The sequence below is a fragment of the Flavobacterium jumunjinense genome (assembly GCF_021650975.2).
Lineage (GTDB): Bacteria > Bacteroidota > Bacteroidia > Flavobacteriales > Flavobacteriaceae > Flavobacterium > Flavobacterium jumunjinense.
Window position 1 is genome coordinate 1177091 of record NZ_CP091285.1, and the last position, 19742, is coordinate 1196832.

General features: G+C 31.3%; 13 protein-coding genes. 2 read left to right on the forward strand and 11 right to left on the reverse strand.

Annotated features, from left to right (window positions below; translation table 11 throughout):
- Nucleotides 1-28: 28 nt before the first annotated feature.
- Together kbl and L2Z92_RS05365 are read right to left on the reverse strand one after the other, a co-directional pair.
- On the reverse strand, nt 29-1225 hold the full coding sequence (gene kbl, locus L2Z92_RS05360) for a glycine C-acetyltransferase (RefSeq protein WP_236457805.1): 1197 nt from the start codon (nt 1223-1225) through the stop codon (nt 29-31).
- A gap of 28 nt (nt 1226-1253) precedes the next feature.
- Nucleotides 1254-4412 (reverse strand): UvrD-helicase domain-containing protein, encoded by a 3159-nt coding sequence (locus L2Z92_RS05365; RefSeq protein WP_236457806.1) that lies wholly within the window; start codon nt 4410-4412, stop codon nt 1254-1256.
- Between the two features lie 106 nt (nt 4413-4518).
- On the opposite strand from L2Z92_RS05365, the gene L2Z92_RS05370 reads away from it, so the two are divergent.
- Nucleotides 4519-5127 carry a superoxide dismutase gene (locus tag L2Z92_RS05370; RefSeq protein WP_236457807.1) on the forward strand — a complete coding sequence of 203 codons (609 nt, stop codon included), beginning with the start codon at nt 4519-4521 and terminating at the stop codon, nt 5125-5127.
- A gap of 415 nt (nt 5128-5542) precedes the next feature.
- Here L2Z92_RS05370 and L2Z92_RS05375 read toward each other — a convergent pair whose 3' ends face one another.
- The 9 genes from L2Z92_RS05375 to gdhA form a co-directional block, all read right to left on the reverse strand.
- Nucleotides 5543-7441 carry an amidophosphoribosyltransferase gene (locus tag L2Z92_RS05375; RefSeq protein WP_236457808.1) on the reverse strand — a complete coding sequence of 633 codons (1899 nt, stop codon included), beginning with the start codon at nt 7439-7441 and terminating at the stop codon, nt 5543-5545.
- A gap of 83 nt (nt 7442-7524) precedes the next feature.
- Nucleotides 7525-8451: a PfkB family carbohydrate kinase gene (locus L2Z92_RS05380; RefSeq protein ID WP_236457809.1), complete on the reverse strand. Its 927-nt coding sequence runs from the start codon at nt 8449-8451 to the stop codon at nt 7525-7527.
- A 94-nt stretch (nt 8452-8545) separates the two neighbouring features.
- Nucleotides 8546-9145, reverse strand: coding sequence for a lipoprotein signal peptidase (locus L2Z92_RS05385; RefSeq protein ID WP_236457810.1), 600 nt, complete (start codon nt 9143-9145; stop codon nt 8546-8548).
- Nucleotides 9146-9229: 84 nt separating this feature from the next.
- Nucleotides 9230-9610 (reverse strand): TraR/DksA family transcriptional regulator, encoded by a 381-nt coding sequence (locus L2Z92_RS05390; protein WP_236457811.1) that lies wholly within the window; start codon nt 9608-9610, stop codon nt 9230-9232.
- A gap of 61 nt (nt 9611-9671) precedes the next feature.
- Complete coding sequence (gene ileS / locus L2Z92_RS05395; RefSeq protein ID WP_236457812.1) at nt 9672-13073, reverse strand: isoleucine--tRNA ligase; 3402 nt, start codon at nt 13071-13073, stop codon at nt 9672-9674.
- Nucleotides 13074-13179: 106 nt separating this feature from the next.
- Nucleotides 13180-13893 (reverse strand): DNA repair protein RecO, encoded by a 714-nt coding sequence (gene recO, locus L2Z92_RS05400; protein WP_236457813.1) that lies wholly within the window; start codon nt 13891-13893, stop codon nt 13180-13182.
- Nucleotides 13893-14909: an acyltransferase family protein gene (locus L2Z92_RS21475; RefSeq protein WP_379677966.1), complete on the reverse strand. Its 1017-nt coding sequence runs from the start codon at nt 14907-14909 to the stop codon at nt 13893-13895. Before L2Z92_RS21475 ends, recO begins: the two co-directional genes overlap by 1 nt.
- Entirely contained in the window at nt 14909-17194 is a 2286-nt protein-coding gene (gene porZ, locus L2Z92_RS05405; RefSeq protein ID WP_236457814.1) for a type IX secretion system anionic LPS delivery protein PorZ, read from the reverse strand. Before porZ ends, L2Z92_RS21475 begins: the two co-directional genes overlap by 1 nt.
- Before the next feature lie 123 nt (nt 17195-17317).
- The gene (gene gdhA / locus L2Z92_RS05410) at nt 17318-18661 is read right to left on the reverse strand and encodes an NADP-specific glutamate dehydrogenase (RefSeq protein ID WP_236457815.1); all 1344 of its coding nucleotides are present in this window, start codon (nt 18659-18661) and stop codon (nt 17318-17320) included.
- Nucleotides 18662-18887: 226 nt separating this feature from the next.
- On the opposite strand from gdhA, the gene L2Z92_RS05415 reads away from it, so the two are divergent.
- Entirely contained in the window at nt 18888-19670 is a 783-nt protein-coding gene (locus tag L2Z92_RS05415) for a THC0290_0291 family protein (protein WP_236457816.1), read from the forward strand.
- Nucleotides 19671-19742 lie beyond the last annotated feature (72 nt).

A 19742-nucleotide genomic window follows, 5' to 3' on the forward strand; every position in this document is an offset into this window, starting at 1 on the left:
GTTAAAAAAAGTCTAGTCTATTTCGATTCTAATTAATAATTTTCAATGATTTACCTACTTCTACAAACGCATTAATTGCAGTATCTAGGTGTTCTTTAGTATGAGCAGCAGACAACTGCACTCGAATTCTTGCTTTTTCTTTTGGCACTACTGGGAAAAAGAATCCTGTTACATAAATTCCTTTTTTTAATAATTCTTCTGCCATTGTTTGAGACAATTTGGCATCATATAGCATAACTGGAACAATTGCAGAGTCTCCGTCTATGATATCGAAGCCTGCTTTTTTTATTCCATCTTTAAAATAATTGGTGTTTGACTCTAATTTATCTCTTAATGAAGTATCTTTCTCTAACAATTCAAACACCTTCAAAGAAGCGCCCACAATTGAAGGAGCCAACGAGTTAGAAAACAAATAAGGTCTTGATCGCTGTCTTAATATTTCTACGATTTCTTTTTTAGCAGTTGTATAACCTCCCATTGCTCCACCAAGGGCTTTACCAAATGTTCCAGTAATAATATCTACCCTTCCCATTACATTTTTAGCTTCGAGAGTTCCTTTACCTGTTGCACCAATAAATCCAGCAGCATGACACTCATCAACCATTACCATTGCTTCATATTTATCTGCTAAATCGCAAATTTTATCTAATGGAGCAACTAATCCATCCATTGAGAAAACTCCATCCGTAACAATCAATTTAAATCTATGACCTGCTTCTGTAGCTTTTATCAATTGTGCTTCTAAATCATTCATATCATTATTTTGATAACGATAACGAGCCGCTTTACACAAGCGTACACCATCAATAATTGAAGCATGGTTAAGACTGTCAGAAATTATACAATCTTCATCGTTTAATAAAGGCTCAAAAACGCCTCCATTAGCATCGAATGCTGCTGCATAAAGTATCGTATCTTCTGTTCCATAAAACTGAGCAACTTTGTGCTCTAATTCCTTATGTATATCTTGCGTTCCACAAATAAATCGAACAGAAGACATTCCGAAACCATGAGAATCCAATGCATCTTTAGCTGCTTGAACAACTTCTGGATGCGAAGACAAACCTAGATAATTATTTGCACAAAAATTTAATACCGTTTCTCCTGTTGAAATCTTTATTTCTGCCCCTTGAGGCGAAGTGATAATTCTTTCTTTCTTAAACAATCCATTTTCCTGAATAGTGTTTAATTCATCTTGTAAGTGTTGTTTTACTTTACCGTACATTTTAAATATTTATAAGGTTTTATAGTACCTACAAAAGTACTATTTCTATTTTCTCCCCAACATAAACTAGTGCTTTTTTTACAACCTTGATCCCCATTTCCTCTATTAATGCAGCATAACCATTTAACTGATCTGTATATTTAATGTCAGATTCTCCTGTTTTATAATCTAACAAGAAGGCCTCTTTACCTTTTACCACTACTTTATCTGGTTTTGTATTCCCAAAGTCTTTTTTAATAATTGTTTGCTCGTTATACACCACGCCTTCTCCATCAAAAAAATCATTTAATTCAACATGATTAACAATTTCACAAAGAATTTTCTTTATACTCTCTTTTTGCGCTACAGTTATTAAACCATTTTCTAACGCAATATTTATAGCCAAGTCCACATCATCTCGATTAACAACAAAAGCTAAAATTTCATGTAATAAATTACCAAATTCAATTGCTTTTTGCTGCTCTGTATCCCACATTAACGCTTCTCTTTGGGCGATTTTTATTTTTTTAGCTTCTAATTTTCTTGAAACGAGTTTAATAAATTTTTGCTCATTATTAAAATGTTTTTTTATTGATTTTCGACTAAAATCACCAAACTCATATTCTAATTCAGCTTCATTATATTTACCTAAATTCTGAAGAAACTCAATAAAATATGAAGACAAATTATTAGGAAGCCCTGTTTTATTAACCAAATGATTCGATATAACATACAACTGTTCTTCTGCCCTAGTTAGCGCAACATAAAGTACATTTACAATATCTAATATTTCTTCTTGTGTTTTTTCTTCGTAAATCTTTTTAGCATTTTCGCCATAAGTCACAACATCTTTTTTCTGATTGACTAGAGCTTTCGGAAAATCTATTTGTTCTTTATCATCAAAATCTATCCATAACTTATTTCTACTATTTCCTGAGAAATTCTCCTCAGCAAATGGATAAATCACTACCGAAAACTCTAAACCTTTAGACTTATGAATTGTCATTATTCGAACAGCATTATTTCCTTCTGGCGATGGAATACTCTTTTTATAACCTGTTTTATCCCAATAATCTAAAAAATCAGAAATACCCGACTGTGTTTTATTATCCCTTTCCAATACCAGATCAAGAAAATATTGTACATAGGATGTATTAATTTTTTCTTTTATAAATGTAGCTACTATAATTTCAACAGCTTCATATAATGATTTCTTTCTGCAATTTTTGAAAGATATTTCTAAACCAACACCATTTAGGTGCTTTTCTAAATCTACTTCCGACAAATCTTTAGTCAAAAGAATAAAGTCATGCACTGCAAATTCCTCTTGATTATATTTCCCAATGAAATACAACACTTTCACCTTAGATTCTTGATCCTTGCTATTTTTCAAAAAACGCAAAACATCAATAATCAGCTTTACTTCTGTTGCGTTTTGTATTAGCAATGTTTCCGAAGATAGAATTGGAATATTACTTTCTGTTAAGTGATTTGCTAAATAAACTCCATCTAACTTCCTTCTTGTAAGCAATACAATATCTCTATATTCAAATCCTTTTTCAAGTACTTTGTCAATAGTTTCTAATGTTTTATCTAGATAGAGCTTTGTTTTCAAAGAATATTCTTTATCATCCTCTTCAAAAGAAAAATCTTCTTCTTCTGTATTTATAAAGGAAATATTAACATAACCACCTTCTTTATTATTTGTTTTTTGAAAACTATTCTCCAAATACAACTCTTTATAATCTTCATTATCGAATTTACTTGACAAAAAAGAAAAGAAATCATTATTGAATTTTATTACTTCTGCGTAACTTCTATAGTTAGTATCAAGCCTAATTGTCTGCTTATCTTTATTCGAAAACGGATTAACACCTTCCTTCCCTAATGCTATAAACTGCTCTGCCTTTCCACCTCTCCATCTGTAAATCGACTGTTTCGGATCTCCAACAAGCATTAAACTTCCTCTTATACCATTATCCTCACTAGAAAGTGCATTATCAATTAGCGGAACTAAATTTTGCCATTGCATGATTGAAGTATCTTGGAATTCATCGATAAAAAAATGACGGTACTTTTCTCCTAAGCGTTCATAAATAAATGGAGCTGGTTGGTTTTGAATTTCATTAAAAATAATCTTATTGAAATCTGAAATCGACAAGATGTTTTGCTCTTGCTGAATTTTTTTAAATTCTTGATTTATTGTATTTAAAAGCGAAAGTGGATTTATATTTTGCAAAAAAGCTTCATAAAATGACATTTTAGCAATATTATAATAGGCATGATTTAGAAGAACCAGTAAATCACCAGAAACACTTTCTATCACGGCTTTATCTTTAGCTGTTTTATTTATAGCAATATCCTCAAAAGACAAATACTTATAATTATCTTTTACTGATAGCGTATTTGATTCTATTTTCTCAATATGATTTGGAAAAGTTTTTCTCGAAAAAGAAGCTAGATCAATATTTGAATCAGAAATCAAAAGCAAACATTTTGAAGCAACAACTTTATTTTCTTCTTCAAACTCTTTTATTTTCTTCTTTAAAACCTCTTTTATAACTGAGAAGTCTTCAAATGATTTTGTCTCAAACTCATTTATCTCATTAACATCGTTTTCATTTACTAGGAGTTTAGAAACTTCAACTAGTTCGCGAGAAATATCCCAGTTTTTATCTTCATCCGTTTTATCCCGCGTGAAATCAATTAGCAATTGTGTTAAAAACTTATCTTCTCCCACTTTAGAGATAACTAAATCAACTGCTTCTTGAAGAATAGAGTCCGTATCTAAACTTACTTCAAAATTTGGCGGCAAATTAAGATCTTGAGCAAAAGACCGGATCACTTTATGCGTAAATTTATCTATTGTAGATATTCCAAATGCAGCATAATTATGAATTATATTTTTAATTATTGCTTTAGATTTATCTTTAAGGGTTGTAATACTTAAACCCGTTTCTCTACTAATTGCTTTTAGAACCTCTAAAGCTTTGTCTGAAGAATCATTTTTTGAAAATTCATATAAGCTATCTACAATTCTAGATTTCATTTCTTCAACTGCTTTATTTGTAAAAGTGATAGCCAAAATACGTTTATAAGCATCGTCTGAACTTGCCAAAAACAATATTTTTAAATATTCTTTAGTCAAGGTATATGTTTTTCCAGATCCTGCAGAGGCATCATACAGAGTAAAAGCAGCTTTTTCCAAATGTTTATTTATCTTAATTATCGCTCTATAAGAACAATCTATTTTTTAATCCAAAGTTAAATGTATAAATTTGGATTCGCTAATACTAATAATAAAAAATAATATTATGGCTTTTGAATTACCAAAATTACCTTATGCATACGATGCATTGGAACCACATATTGATGCTAGAACAATGGAAATACACCATTCTAAACATCATAACGGCTACACAACAAACTTAAACAATGCTGTTGCTGGAACTGATTTAGAAGGAAAAACTATTGAAAACATCTTAATCAATTTAGATCTTAACAACGGAGCTGTTAGAAACAACGGTGGTGGATATTACAATCACAATCTTTTTTGGACAGTTATGTCACCTAACGGTGGTGGAAAACCTACTGGAGAACTTGCTACTGCAATAGATGCCGCTTTTGGTTCTTTTGATGCTTTTAAAGCAGAATTTTCTAAAGCTGCTGCAACTCGTTTTGGTTCTGGTTGGGCTTGGTTATGTGTTCACAAAGGTGGAAAACTAGAAGTATGTAGCTCTGCAAATCAAGATAATCCACTTATGCCAGGAATTGGTTGTAGCGGAACTCCTATCTTAGGATTAGATGTTTGGGAACATGCATATTACTTAAACTACCAAAACAGAAGACCAGATTATGTTGATGCATTTTTCAATGTAATTAACTGGACAGAAGTTACAAGAAGATTTACATCAGAAAAGTAATCTTTACTTAACATAATAAAAAAAGAGCGCATTCTTCACAGAATACGCTCTTTTTTATACTTTTAAAATAAAAAAAAGGTGAAATCTCTTCCACCTTTTTGCCCCAAATCTACCATAAAACTTAACCTACTAATTTTCTGGTAGCGCTAAAGTAGTACAGATTTTATATGTAAACATAAAAAAATTGTTGAACAACAAAAAAAAACGATGAATTGCTATTTCAGAGCATCTTTGCTCATTTTACGAAAGTATATAAAATAAAAAAGGTGAAATTTTACTTTCACCCTTTTTGCCCCAAATCTACCATAAAACTTAACCTACTAATTTTCTGGTAGTACTAAAGTAGTGTAGATTTTATTTGTGTAAATAAAAAAATTGTTGAATGGTAAAAAAAAACGTTGAGCAGTTTAATTTACTAATAGGCACGTGCATTTTTACCTTCATAAAAATTCATAAATGCTCTATTTACAACTCTATTTCCTCCTGCTGTTGGATAATCCCCAGTAAAATACCAATCTCCTAAATTCTTAGGACATGCTTTATGAAGATTTTCAACATTTTGGTAAATAATTTCAACTTCAGCCTTTGTATCTTCTGGTTTTAACATTTGTGAAATTTTCGCTGATATTTCTTCATCTGTAAATGGAGCATATATCTCATTCACATAATTAACTACATCTGCATCTTTAAAACTTTCTTGTGCTTTTGATTTTAAATAAACTTCATCAACAATATGATACAAATCTCTTTCCTTAAGCAACTCTAAAGCCGCTTTAAAAGCAACTAGTCCTTCCAGCTTAGCCATATCTATACCATAACAGTCTGGAAACCTAATTTGTGGCGCAGAGGAGACTACAACGATTTTCTTAGGATTTAATCTATCCATCATTTTGATAATACTTTGTTTTAGGGTTGTCCCTCTAACAATACTATCATCTATAATCACTAAATTATCTGTAGGCTTAACCACACCATAAGTAACATCATACACATGAGCAACTAAGTCATCTCTACTGCTATCCTCTGTTATAAAAGTACGCAACTTAGCATCTTTTATAGCAACTTTTTCAGAACGCAATTTTACAGAAAGTATTTCTTGTAATTTCTCTTCAGACAAGCCATCTTTACTTTCTAAAATAGATTGTATTTTTCTTTGATTCAAAAAATCATTTGCAGCTTCAACCATTCCGTAGAATGATGTTTCTGCTGTATTAGGAATGAACGAAAAAACCGTATTATCAGTATCGTTATTAATTGATTTTAATACAGATGGAAAAACCAACTTCCCTAATTCTTTTCTCTCTTTATATATTTCAGAATCACTTCCTCTTGAGAAATAGATTCTCTCGAATGAACAGGCTTTCTTTTCTAATGGCGTTCTAATCTCATTTATAGAAACATCTCCATTTTTCTTAACAATTATAGCATTTCCTGGTTCTAATTCTTGCACAGCATCGAAAGGAACATTAAAAACCGTTTGAATTACTGGTCTTTCAGAAGCCACAACAACGATTTCATCATCTTTATAATAAAATGCAGGCCTAATTCCTGCTGGATCACGCATAACAAACGAATCTCCATGCCCTAACAAACCTGCCATAGCATAACCACCATCCCAATTTCTAGAAGCTCTTTCTAAAATTCTTGGAATATTTAAACGTTCTGCAATAATTGAGGATGCATCTTTCTTACTAAAACCTTCATTTTTACAATCCTGATACAATCCTGTTACTTCATCATCTAAGAAATGGCCAATTTTTTCCATTACTGTAACCGTATCTGCTAACTCTTTAGGATGTTGTCCTAAGTTAACCAAATCCTGAAACAATTCTTTAACATTTGTCATGTTAAAATTTCCTGCAACAATTAGATTTCTATGCATCCAATTATTTTGACGCAAGAATGGATGAACACTCTCAATACTATTTTTCCCAAAGGTTCCATAACGCACGTGCCCTAAAAACAATTCGCCTATGTAAGGAATTTTTTCTTTTTGAAGTGCAACATTATTTAAGTATTCTGGATTCTCTTCAAGCTCTGTACTTATCCTCTCATTGATCTGCGAAAATATATCCTTTATTGGCTGAGAATCATTAGACCTCACTCTGCTTATATATCGTTCTCCAGGATTAACATCTAGTTTTATACTTGCCAAACCAGCACCATCTTGACCTCTATTATGTTGTTTCTCCATTAAGAGATACATTTTTTGAACTCCATAAAAAGAAGAGCCGTACTTCTCTTTATAATATTCTAACGGTTTTAAGAGTCTTAGGAAGGCAATACCACATTCATGTTTAATAGCGTCGCTCATAAAGTTGTTGTGTTGTTTTTGTTGTTATAGTTAAGTCAATGAAACTTATATTAAAAATGCCCCGAAAATCGAGGCATAAATATTTAATCCAATTCTATTTCGAACTGAGTCAATGCTTTAAATTGTTTCAAACGAGAAAGCACATCCTCTTTTTTTAGTTTTTCCATTCTTTCGGTTCCAAATTTCTCCACACAGAATGAAGCTAAATTAGAACCATAGATAATACCATTTTTCATATTATCAAAAGAAATATTTTCACTTTGAGCAATATACCCTGCAAAACCTCCAGCAAAAGTATCTCCAGCACCTGTTGGATCAAACACTTCTTCTAATGGTAATGCTGGCGCAAAGAACACTTCTTTACCTTGAAACAATAAAGCACCATGCTCTCCTTTTTTAATCACCACATACTTTGGTCCCATTGCATGAATCTTCTCTGCTGCTTTTACTAAAGAATATTCACCAGATAACTGACGCGCTTCTTCATCATTAATTGTAATTACATCAACACGCTTAATCACATCCATTAATTCTGGCAATGCACAATCCATCCAAAAATTCATTGTATCTAAAACAATCAATTTTGGTTTTACTGCCATTTGATCTAAAACTCCAGACTGAACTAATGGGTGCAAGTTTCCTAATAAAACTACATCAGAATCTTTATACGCATCAGGAACAACAGGTTTAAAATCAGCCAACACATTAAGCTCTGTAACCAATGTATCTCTAGAATTTAAATCATTGTGGTATTTTCCACTCCAAAAGAAAGTTTTTCCTCCTTTTACAATTTCAACCCCTTCAATGTTTACACCTTTATTCTCTAATAAATCTAAATATTCCTTAGGAAAATCTTCCCCTACAACAGACACAATTGCTGCATCTACATTAAAAAATGAAGACGACAATCCGATATATGTTGCAGCTCCTCCTAAAATCTTATCCGTTTTCCCGAAAGGTGTTTCAATAGCGTCAAAAGCTACTGTACCAACTATTAGTAATTTATTCATTATATCCTTTTTGAAATAAGGTGCAAAGATAAAAATTTCCTTTAAAAGATTAAAGGTTTAATTTATAGATTTAGCCAATTAATTAAATTAGCTATTATTTCGCAAATGCTCTTTTATTAAAAACAATTAAAATTCCTACACCTGTTGATATAGCCATATCCGCAATATTAAAAATGGCATTAAAAAAAGAAAAGTCATTTCCACCCCAGAAAGGCAACCATTCCGGCAATTTACCTTCCCAAAAAGGAAAGTAAAGCATATCAACTACTTTCCCATGAAACCAAGTTCCATAAGGCTCATCAGAAAACATTGTTGCAATTTGACCATTACTCTCATTAAATATTACACCATAAAAAACTGAATCTATAATATTACCAATAGCACCCGCTAGTATTAAAGCAATAGCAGTAATTAAATAATTAGACTGTTCTTTTTTTATTGCGTCCCATAGCCACCAAGCTATCCCTGGCACAACAATAAGCCTAAACAACGTAAGCGCAAGTTTACCATACTCTCCAGGAATGACTGCGCCCCATGCCATACCTTCATTCTCAATAAAATGAATTCGAAACCAATCTAAATCAAAAACCTTTATATAATCTCCAATATAAAAATGAGTTTTAATATAAATTTTAGAAATTTGATCTACTAATAATATTAGGGCTACTAAAAAATAGGCTTTCTTTAATGACATTCTTTTAAAAATTTGAACAAAAATAATGATTTTAATAAACAAAAAACGCTCCATTAGGAGCGTTTTTTAAATTTTATATAAAGATTAACGTTGTAAATTCTTTGCTTCTATACTCATTGTAGCATGTGGAACTACTTTTAAGCGTTCTTTACTAATAAGTTTACCCGTTACTTTACATATTCCATATGTTTTATTTTCAACACGGAATAGTGCATTTTTTAAATCTCTAATGAATTTTTCTTGACGAATAGCTAATTGAGAATTTGCCTCTTTAGACATAGTTTCGCTACCCTCTTCGAAAGCTTTAAATGTAGGTGATGTATCATCTGTACCATTATTTAAATCATTCATATAAGCACTTCTAATTAAATCTAAATCAGCTTGTGCTTTTTCTATTTTCTTCAACAAAATCACTTTGAATTCTGCTAAGTCAGCGTCTGAGTACTTTAATGTATCCTCTACCATAATTTCTAAAATATTAAGGTTATTAATCTAACATCTAAATAGAAAAAGCAACTAAACTATTCTACTTTGATATTAATATCTTTGTTTTTACTTCATCAAACTCAATTTCTGTACCACTTTTTAATTCTTCTACAAAAACGAGTTCATTTGTTAATGTTTCCGATTTGATGTAAACCTCATTCTCTTTAACAGCCAGTTCGATAATATCATTTTTTTGTATTTGAACCTTAATTTTATCTGTTACTTCAAATCCAGAATCTTTTCTTATATTTTGAATTCTATTTACTAATTCTCTAGCTACACCTTCATTACGCAATTCATCTGATATTGTAATATCTAATGCTACCGTTACTCCATCTGCATTTGCAACCAACCAACCAGGAATATCTTGTGAAGAAATCTCCACATCTTCGGTTGTTAAATTAACAATTTTTCCTGATATTTCAAGTACAATTTCACCATGTTTTTCAATAATAGCAATCTGTTCTTGATTGAACTCTTGTATCTCTTTGGAAATCAATCCCATATCCTTACCAAAACGTGGCCCTAAAGCTTTAAAATTTGGTTTAATTTGCTTCACCAAAACACCAGATGCATCATCTAACAACTCAACTTCTTTAACATTAACCTCCGCTTTGATCAAATCTGACACAGCTTCAATCTCAAGCCTTTGTCTTTCATCAAGCACTGGAATCATTACCTTTTGCAATGGCTGACGCACTTTTATTTTCTCTTTCGCACGCAATGATAAAACAAGAGATGAAACTGTTTGCGCTTTTGTCATTTTGCTTTCCAAAGATTTATCAACAAACTTTTCAACCGATTTTGGAAATTCAGCCAAATGTACACTGTCAAAATTTTCTAACTGTGTTGTAGCTGTTAAATCTTTGTAAAGTTTATCCATAAAGAAAGGAGCTACAGGAGCTGCTAACTTAGCAACTGTCACCAAACAAGTATATAATGTTTGATAGGCAGCAATCTTATCTGTACCATATTCACCTTTCCAAAAACGTCTTCTACATAGTCGCACATACCAATTACTCAAATTCTCCTGAACAAAGTCTGAAATTGCACGTGATGCTTTTGTCGGTTCATAATCTGCATAAGCTTCATCAACAAACTTAATTAAAGTATGTAATTCAGACAAAATCCAACGATCAATCTCTGGTCTTTCCTCCAAAGGAACTTCATCCTCTGAATAATTAAACGAGTCAATATTAGCGTATAACGCAAAGAATGAATATGTATTATATAAGGTTCCAAAAAACTTTCTTCTTACTTCCGCAACACCTTCAATATCAAACTTTAAGTTATCCCAAGGATTTGCATTAGAAATCATATACCATCTTGTTGCATCAGGTCCATAATCTGCAAGTGTCGTAAAAGGATCAACCGCATTACCAAGTCGTTTAGACATTTTCTGCCCTTCTTTATCTAACACTAACCCATTAGACACAACGTTTTTATAAGCAACCTTATCAAAAACTAGCGTTGCAATTGCATGCAAAGTATAGAACCATCCTCTCGTTTGATCAACACCTTCCGCAATAAAATCAGCTGGAAAATCTTGATTTCCATCAATTTTTTCTTTATTCTCAAATGGATAATGCCATTGCGCATACGGCATAGAACCAGAATCAAACCAAACATCAATTAAATCACTTTCGCGTTTCATTGGTTTTCCAGATTCAGACACCAATATGATCTCATCTACTACATTTTTATGTAAGTCTACTAAATCATAATTCTCTTCAGTCATGTTTCCAATTTCGAATCCTTTGAAAGGATTTTCTTTTTGAAAACCAGCAACAATCGATTTTTCAATTTCGTTATATAATTCCTCGACAGAACCAATTAAAACTTCCTCTGTACCTTCTTCATTTCTCCATATAGGCAAAGGAATTCCCCAATAACGAGAACGAGACAAGTTCCAATCATTTGCGTTTTTTAACCAATTCCCAAAACGTCCTTCTCCAGTAGATTTTGGCTTCCAGTTGATCGTTTCGTTTAAATCGAACATACGTTCTTTAACCTCCGTCACTTTAACAAACCAAGAATCTAAAGGATAATATAAAATTGGCTTATCAGTTCTCCAACAATGAGGATAACTGTGTACATATTTCTCAACCTTAAAGGCTTTGTTTTCTTCTTTTAATTGGATGGCAATTTCCACATCTGCGGAACGCTCTGGAGCTTCTCCATCATTATAATATTCATTCTTAACATATTTACCAGAATAGTCACCTAAACCTTGAATGAACCTTCCTTGTAAATCTACCAATGGCACCAAATTATCATTAGCATCTTTAACTAACATTGGTGGAATTTCTGGGTTTGCCTCTTTAGCCACTTTAGCATCATCAGCACCAAAAGTAGGAGCAGTGTGCACAATTCCAGTTCCATCTTCTGTAGTAACAAAATCACCTGAAATTATTCTAAAAGCATTTTCTGGATTATCATTTGGCAAAGCCAACGGCATTAATTGTTCATAACGAATACCCACTAAATCAGCTCCTTTGAACTCTGCTAAAACTTTAAAAGGGGTTTTATAATTTCCTTCTTTAAAATTCTCAAAATCACTTGATTCTGAAGATTCAAAATATTTTTTATTAAACTGTTTCCCAACTAAATTTTTAGCTAAAACAACATTTACAGGTTCAAAAGTATATTGATTGAACGTTTTTACTAAAACATAATCAATTTTTGGACCAACAGTTAAGGCTGTATTACTTGGTAAAGTCCAAGGTGTTGTTGTCCAAGCCATGAAATGCACTACTCCAAAACCTTGAAGAAAACTTGGCAATGTTTCTTCAATCGCTTTAAACTGAGCAACAATAGTTGTATCTGTAACATCTCTGTACGAACCTGGTTGATTTACTTCATGTGAAGACAAACCTGTTCCCGCTTTTGGAGAATAAGGTTGAATAGTGTATCCTTTATACAATAAATCTTTGTTGTAAATTTGTTTTAACAACCACCAAACCGTTTCCATATACTTGGATTTATAAGTAACATATGGATCTTCCATATCTACCCAATAACCCATTTTTTCAGTTAAGTCATTCCAAACATCTGTATAACGCATAACGGTTTTCTTACATGCTTCGTTATACTCTGCAACAGAAATTTTATTTCCTATATCCTCTTTTGTAATACCTAGTTCTTTTTCTGTACCTAACTCCACAGGCAAACCATGAGTATCCCAACCTGCTTTACGCTTAACTTGAAATCCTTTTTGAGTTTTATAACGGCAAAAAATATCTTTAATAGCACGAGCCATTACATGGTGAATACCAGGTAATCCATTTGCAGAAGGAGGTCCTTCAAAAAAAACATAAGGTTGATTTCCTTCTCTAGTTGTAACACTTTTTTCAAAGATGTTTTCTTCTTTCCAAAAATCTAGTACTTCTGACGCGACTTTTGGCAAGTCAAGTCCTTTGTATTCAGTAAATTTTGTGCTCATTTTATTGCTTTCTATAATCAAAGATGCGAAAATACTAAATTTCAAATAATTGTATGGTTTTTTAAATAAAAAAGAGTAGAAGAAAACAAGATAAAATTTAATATCATTAAGAAAAAACTTCTTTCAAAACTTGAAGTGATTTTGGCTGTCTGAAATTTTCGATATTAAAACTGTAATATTGCATTAATATTTTAAGCAACAATTGTCTTTGTGATACAGAAAAAACCTTCTGATTATCATCTAATTTTAGATTCATCAACCTTTTAAACAATGTAGTTTCTTCAAAAGACAAAGCACTAATTGTTTGAGAAGACACAAAAATACCTTCAGATATATCGAAAAAAATATTCGCTTCTATGTTGTTTTGCGGATACACTCCTAGGTATTTCGTTATCTGAAGTAATAGAATTAGATGAAAATTAGCTATTTCATCATGATTATCAAACCACTGTAAAGCTACTTCTAAAAACAAATGCAGTTCTTCCGACTTACCTTCCTCTTTCAGTATATTATGAAGTATTTCTGAAAGAAAAAGTGTAATTGTTGTTTTCTCAATATTCAAATAAATACTCTGATAAGGATTTATGATCTTTATTTCCTTAAATCGCTCTAGTGTTCCTTTATTTTTATGATTTGCTTCAATCTCAATTTGATTAAGCGGTTGAAACAAAGAATTTTTCTGCTTATTATTTTTTCCTGTAAATGCGTTATTTACAAAATATGATTTAATCCCATCTGATTTTGTTAGACATTTCACAATCAAGCTTTTTTCTTGATACTTTAAAGACGAAATTACTATTGCTTTTGTTTTAACTAGCATTATTTTACAGCAGTTTTCTTATATCTATCTAAAAATCTTTTCTCAATTACAAACCAAGAAAAAATTGAGAATAATAAAGACAAAATCACAACTAAAAAACCAATATAAAATGGATTGTATATCTCAAAATAATTTAATTGTTTAAACAATTGAATTATTGGAAAATGACAGATATACAAACCAAATGTAAAATCACCATATTTTCCAAAATTATTAAAAAAGGGCAATGAATAAGCTAACAAAATTACCACAAAACCAAATGATATTGGGTAAAGAAAAAAAACAGAAAACTTAATTGAAAAAATAAACACAAAAATTGAAAATAGCAGTAATTGTATTTTATACCTAATTAATATCTTTAAATACAAAAACAAAAAAATACCTGTTGAAAAATATGACAAAACACCTGGTAATTGTTTTGCTATAAGAGGCATACCAAGATATGATTTAAAAAAATAAAAATACAATATTGAAAATATATAAACTATTATTAAAATTAATATTGGTTTATTACTTCTCTTTATAAAAAAGAATAATAAAGGTAGAAAAAAATAAAAACTTTCTTCAACTTTAATTGTCCAAAGGGAACCATTTACAGCACAAATAATTGTATTATCAAATAAAGCAGGCAAACACGGTTGCATAAAATTCAGAAAAATCATATTCCACCCTAAATACTCAAACAATTGAGGGTCAGTAAAGTATTGAAAAAAATCAAATTTTGAAAAAAAAGAAAAAAAGAATATTGAAAATAAAACAACAAACACATAAGCCGGTAAAATTCTTTTTATTCTTTTCAAAAAATAGGTTCTCAAAGAAGGTGTATTGGTATAACTTTTTGCAACTAAAAAACCACTAATAACGAAGAAACCATTTACCGCTATAAATGAATTAGAAAAATGCCCTAAAAACAAAAGGTCATCAGATTGTGACAATTCTTTAAGATGTGCAAGTAAAACATTAAATGCAAAAAAAAATCTTATAAAATCAAAACTATTGGAATTAATACTAATCATTATCTTATTATCATTACTTTTTTAACTGTCGAATCTAAGCCATCTTGAGAAGTTATAAAAACCATATAAACTCCAGACGCTACCTTATACCCTCCAAAAGCACTTGTATCCCACTCTATCGTACCTCCTGCGGAAGTTACCTCATAAACTAAGTTACCTTCAACATCTGTAATCTTAACATTTGCTTTGTCTGTCAAACCAGCAATCTTAATTGTTCCATTAAACTCTGGTCTTACTGGATTAGGATATACATAAACATTAGCTAAATCATCACTCGGTTTCGTTGAAGTTCCTAAAAAGGAAACCATACCCTTATCTGTTGCAAAAAAGACTTCACCAGTAACTTCATCAATTTCAATATCATTAACATTATCACTTGGCAAGGGAGAATTACTATTCGTAAATCTATGAATTGTTTGCTGTCCATTAGAAGAAACCAAAAACACACCACCATCAGCAATTGAAACCCATTTCCTATTTGCGCCATCTACTTTTATATCCAATATTGACTGTTGATAAAAAAGCTCCTGAGCCAAATCGCCTTCTTGAATTATAATTGCAGTTGCTGACAACATATTTTCAGAAACAAATCGATCAACACTCGAAATCACCCTTAATCCTTTAAAGGTACCGATCCAGAGCTGATTTCTATTATCAATCTCTACACACTGAACTATTGTTGATGGTAATCCTGACATATCATCAACAACAATAGACTTATTATTAAGCTTATCATTAAACCCAAGTAATCCATCATTACGAGTCGGCAACCATTTTGTACCATTTTTATCAATACTAATTGGCGCAAATCTTGACACTTGAGCTTGCCCCAATATACTTGAAAATTCATACGACTGCCATTGACCATTTGTACGCATAACTTTCAACCCGTTTGTTACAAAAGCACTTGTCATCCAGAGATTACCTTCTTTATCAAATACAGGACTATTTACCCTTATAGAACCATCATAAATATTATTCACACTACTACCTACTATTGGCTCTAAACCATTCATACCTGTATTCGTATTATCAAAAAGCGTTACCTCATCATTTTTAATTTTTAAAAGCCCTGAATAATAAGAACTAAAAAATACTTCATTAACATTATTTGGATTACTTTCTATAGATGTAAAGCACTTTGCACCTAATAATGTATCGAAAGGTAATATAGTCCAACCATTATTTTTTTGAAAATAACTTATTCCGTAATCATTCAAAATAGGCACAAAAGGAAGAGTATACCCTCCATAAACTGCCCATAATTTATCGACAGTTTTCTTAACCCTAAAAATATAATTCCTCACTGGTCCATCTGGAGAAATATTTTCAAATGAAGTAGAACTCAAAAGACTCGTAACAAACAAACCATCTTTGCCTGTCCCTATAAACAACTCATCACCAACTACATTAGCTGCAGAAAAAACAACATTATAACTTGGAATATTAGTAATATGAGCCAACTGAATAAATTGATCATTTAAAACATATACATGATTTTGGGTAGTAATTATCAATTTACCGTCATTTGTTTTTATGTTCTTTCCTTGCTGAACATGATTTAAAATTTGTTGAAATGAACCACCGCTATATCTGTAACTTATACTATTAGTATTAACTGCTACAATCTCATCATTAAAAGTTACTATCCCTGACCAAAATCCTCCATCAAAAGTTTGCCACTGATTAAAGTCATATAAAAACTGATTTGACAAACTAGCTTTTCGAATTCCATATTGCCTTGTAACAGCATATATTTCATCATTCAAGACAGTCGTCTGGAAAACCTCTGTTTCTTGACCAGACGGACCAATGAAGTATGTACTTATAAACTCTGAAGTAACTAAATTTAAAACTGAAATCCCATAATCGGTAGCAATATAAACCTTACCATTATGCTCATATATATCATTAATTCTCTTTTTATTTGGAGCAACTGGAACCTCTTCAATAATATCAACTTTTATCTGTGTATTTCCCTCTCCATCAGAAATCAAAATCAAGCCATTTAAGTTTCCTGCAATTTTTTTATCAAATTCCTCAGAATAATGGATCGCAGTAATCGATTCTGGTTTAAATCCATTCACTGAATTCAAAATATCAACATTTCCATCACTATTATTTTTACTAAAAATCGCATTTTCAGTTGCTGCAAATACAGTGTTTGAAGATGCTTCTACATCAACAATTTCATTATATGAGAAGTAACCCTTCCAAAGTTGATTTCCTTGTGAAAAAAGTAAATGATTTAAAAAAAATAATATTACAATATATTTAAACTTCATTAGTTCTAAATTTATACAAATATAAGATAAACGCTCAAAAACTTGTTTAGGTATAATTTAAAATAAAAAAAGAGATTCTCATTTCTGAAAACCTCTTTTTATATTTTAGTATTAAAAGCTAAATTAAACTACTCCTTGTGCCAACATAGCATCTGCTACTTTAACAAATCCAGCAATATTTGCCCCTTTCACATAATCAACATATCCTGTTGAATCTTTACCATATTTAACACATGCTTCGTGAATGTTCGACATAATTCCTTTTAATTTTTCATCAACTTCTTCACTTGTCCAGCTTAAACGCAATGAATTTTGTGACATTTCTAACCCAGATGTTGCAACACCTCCTGCATTAGAAGCTTTACCTGGAGCAAATAATATTTTTGCGTTTTGGAAAACTTCAACAGCTTCTGGCGTAGAAGGCATATTTGCTCCTTCTGCTACACAGATACATCCATTTGCGATTAACATTTTTGCTTCATCTTCATTTAACTCATTTTGAGTTGCACACGGTAAAGCAATATCACATTTAACTTCCCAAGGACGTTTTCCTGCAACATATTTAGCATTTGGATATTTATTAACATAATCACTAATTCTTCCGTAGTTTACGTTTTTAATTTCCATTACATAAGCTAATTTTTCAGAATCGATACCTGCTTCATCATAGATATAACCAGCAGAATCAGAAAAAGTAACCACTTTACCACCTAATTCAATAACTTTTTCTGCAGCATATTGAGCAACATTACCAGAACCTGAAACAACAACAGTTTTACCAGAAAAACTTTGTCCTTTAGTAGCCAACATACTTTGCGCAAAATACACATCACCATATCCTGTAGCTTCAGGACGGATTAGCGAACCTCCAAAAGAAATCCCTTTACCAGTTAAAACACCTGTAAATTCATTTCTTAATCTTTTATATTGACCGAACATAAAACCTACTTCTCTTCCACCAACACCAATATCTCCAGCAGGAACATCTGTATTAGCTCCAATGTGTTTAGATAACTCGGTCATGAAAGCTTGACAAAAACGCATTATTTCATTTTCTGACTTTCCTTTTGGATCAAAATCAGCTCCTCCTTTTCCACCACCCATTGGCAATGTAGTTAAACTATTTTTAAATGTTTGCTCAAAAGCAAGGAATTTTAAAATGCTTAAATTCACAGAAGGATGAAAACGAATCCCTCCTTTATATGGACCTATAGCTGAGTTCATTTGAATACGATAACCTCTGTTAACTTGAGTATTTCCAGCATCATCTTGCCATACCACTCTAAACATGATTACTCTTTCCGACTCTACCATACGCTCTAAAAGCATTTTGTTTTGGTATTTTTTATTTTCTTCAATAAAAGGAATAACTGTTTCAGCTACTTCTTTAACTGCCTGCATAAACTCAGGCTCATTTGAATTTCTTTTAGCTACAGCTTCAATAAAAGATGCTACACTTTCTTTCATGATATTTTGGTTTAAATTTGCTTTAATATACGCCTCATTAAAATTAATGAAAACGTTTTCGTTTTGCGGAACAAATATACATTTTATTAAATCACAAGATCTTTTTTTTGACAAAAAAATATCTCTCTAGACCTGTTTTAGATTTTTTTTAACGAAAAAAATAAAAAAAATTTTCATGTGAGTTTAGTTTTCATATATTTGTTGTTACTAATGAAAATACTTTAAAATGCCTAAAATAATAAAACCCCTACTTTTATTAACCCTTCTTGCATCTTTTTCTTCAAATGCACAGAGAGGGTTTTCTCACGAGATAGGAGCTTTCGTTGGTGGTGTAGCTTTTCAATCTGATTTTGGTGTAAGAAATGATTTTGAGACAAACATGGGAAACACAGGTTTTGCTGTTGGTTTAGTACACTATTTAAATTTTTCTTATGGTGCAGAATGTAATTGTTACACTCCTGACACCTATTTCAATGATCACTTTAAATTGAGAACGGAATTATCATACAACAGTACAAAATTAGAACATTTTGGAAAATGGGCTGAAAAAGATTCTAATTACGGTTTACTTTTAAGATCTATGAAAGGAGAAACTAAAGTAACTGATATAGGAATGCAATTAGAGTTTTATCCTTGGAGTGTTAGAGAATTTACAGCTAGTCGTAGTGGTGCTTGGGCTCCATTTATAGGGCTAGGTGGTCATTTTTCATTCTTCAAGAACAATACTTACTCAGAACTAGGTCCTTTAGGAACTCCTGAAACAACATATTACAGGTATTTACCAGACGGTTATTCATCGGAGGGAGGAAGTACTTTTTCGGTTGTATCTAGTGTTGGTACACGATATAAATTAACTGAATTATCAGATTTATTTGTCGAGTTAAGATGGCAATATTATTTCTCTGATTGGGTTGACGGTTTAAGAAAAAACCCAGAACTGTATAAAGAAAATAAAGCAAACGATTGGAACATTTGGTTTAATCTTGGATACATTTACTATTTAGATTAACTGATTGGAAAACAAAGATATAAAAAAGCCTTGAATAATTATTCAAGGCTTTTTTATATCTTATATTACACA

Excerpts from the sequence above, each read along its gene's own strand:
- L2Z92_RS05375 (WP_236457808.1), bottom strand. The coding sequence starts at position 7,441 with ATGAGCGACGCTATTAAACATGAATGTGGTATTGCCTTCCTAAGACTC.
- porZ (WP_236457814.1), bottom strand. The coding sequence starts at position 17,194 with ATGAAGTTTAAATATATTGTAATATTATTTTTTTTAAATCATTTACTT.
- recO (WP_236457813.1), bottom strand. The coding sequence starts at position 13,893 with ATGCTAGTTAAAACAAAAGCAATAGTAATTTCGTCTTTAAAGTATCAA.
- L2Z92_RS05380 (WP_236457809.1), bottom strand. The coding sequence starts at position 8,451 with ATGAATAAATTACTAATAGTTGGTACAGTAGCTTTTGACGCTATTGAA.
- L2Z92_RS05385 (WP_236457810.1), bottom strand. The coding sequence starts at position 9,145 with ATGTCATTAAAGAAAGCCTATTTTTTAGTAGCCCTAATATTATTAGTA.
- kbl (WP_236457805.1), bottom strand. The coding sequence starts at position 1,225 with ATGTACGGTAAAGTAAAACAACACTTACAAGATGAATTAAACACTATT.
- L2Z92_RS05370 (WP_236457807.1), top strand. The coding sequence starts at position 4,519 with ATGGCTTTTGAATTACCAAAATTACCTTATGCATACGATGCATTGGAA.
- ileS (WP_236457812.1), bottom strand. The coding sequence starts at position 13,073 with ATGAGCACAAAATTTACTGAATACAAAGGACTTGACTTGCCAAAAGTC.
- L2Z92_RS05415 (WP_236457816.1), top strand. The coding sequence starts at position 18,888 with ATGCCTAAAATAATAAAACCCCTACTTTTATTAACCCTTCTTGCATCT.
- L2Z92_RS05390 (WP_236457811.1), bottom strand. The coding sequence starts at position 9,610 with ATGGTAGAGGATACATTAAAGTACTCAGACGCTGACTTAGCAGAATTC.
- gdhA (WP_236457815.1), bottom strand. The coding sequence starts at position 18,661 with ATGAAAGAAAGTGTAGCATCTTTTATTGAAGCTGTAGCTAAAAGAAAT.
- L2Z92_RS21475 (WP_379677966.1), bottom strand. The coding sequence starts at position 14,909 with ATGATTAGTATTAATTCCAATAGTTTTGATTTTATAAGATTTTTTTTT.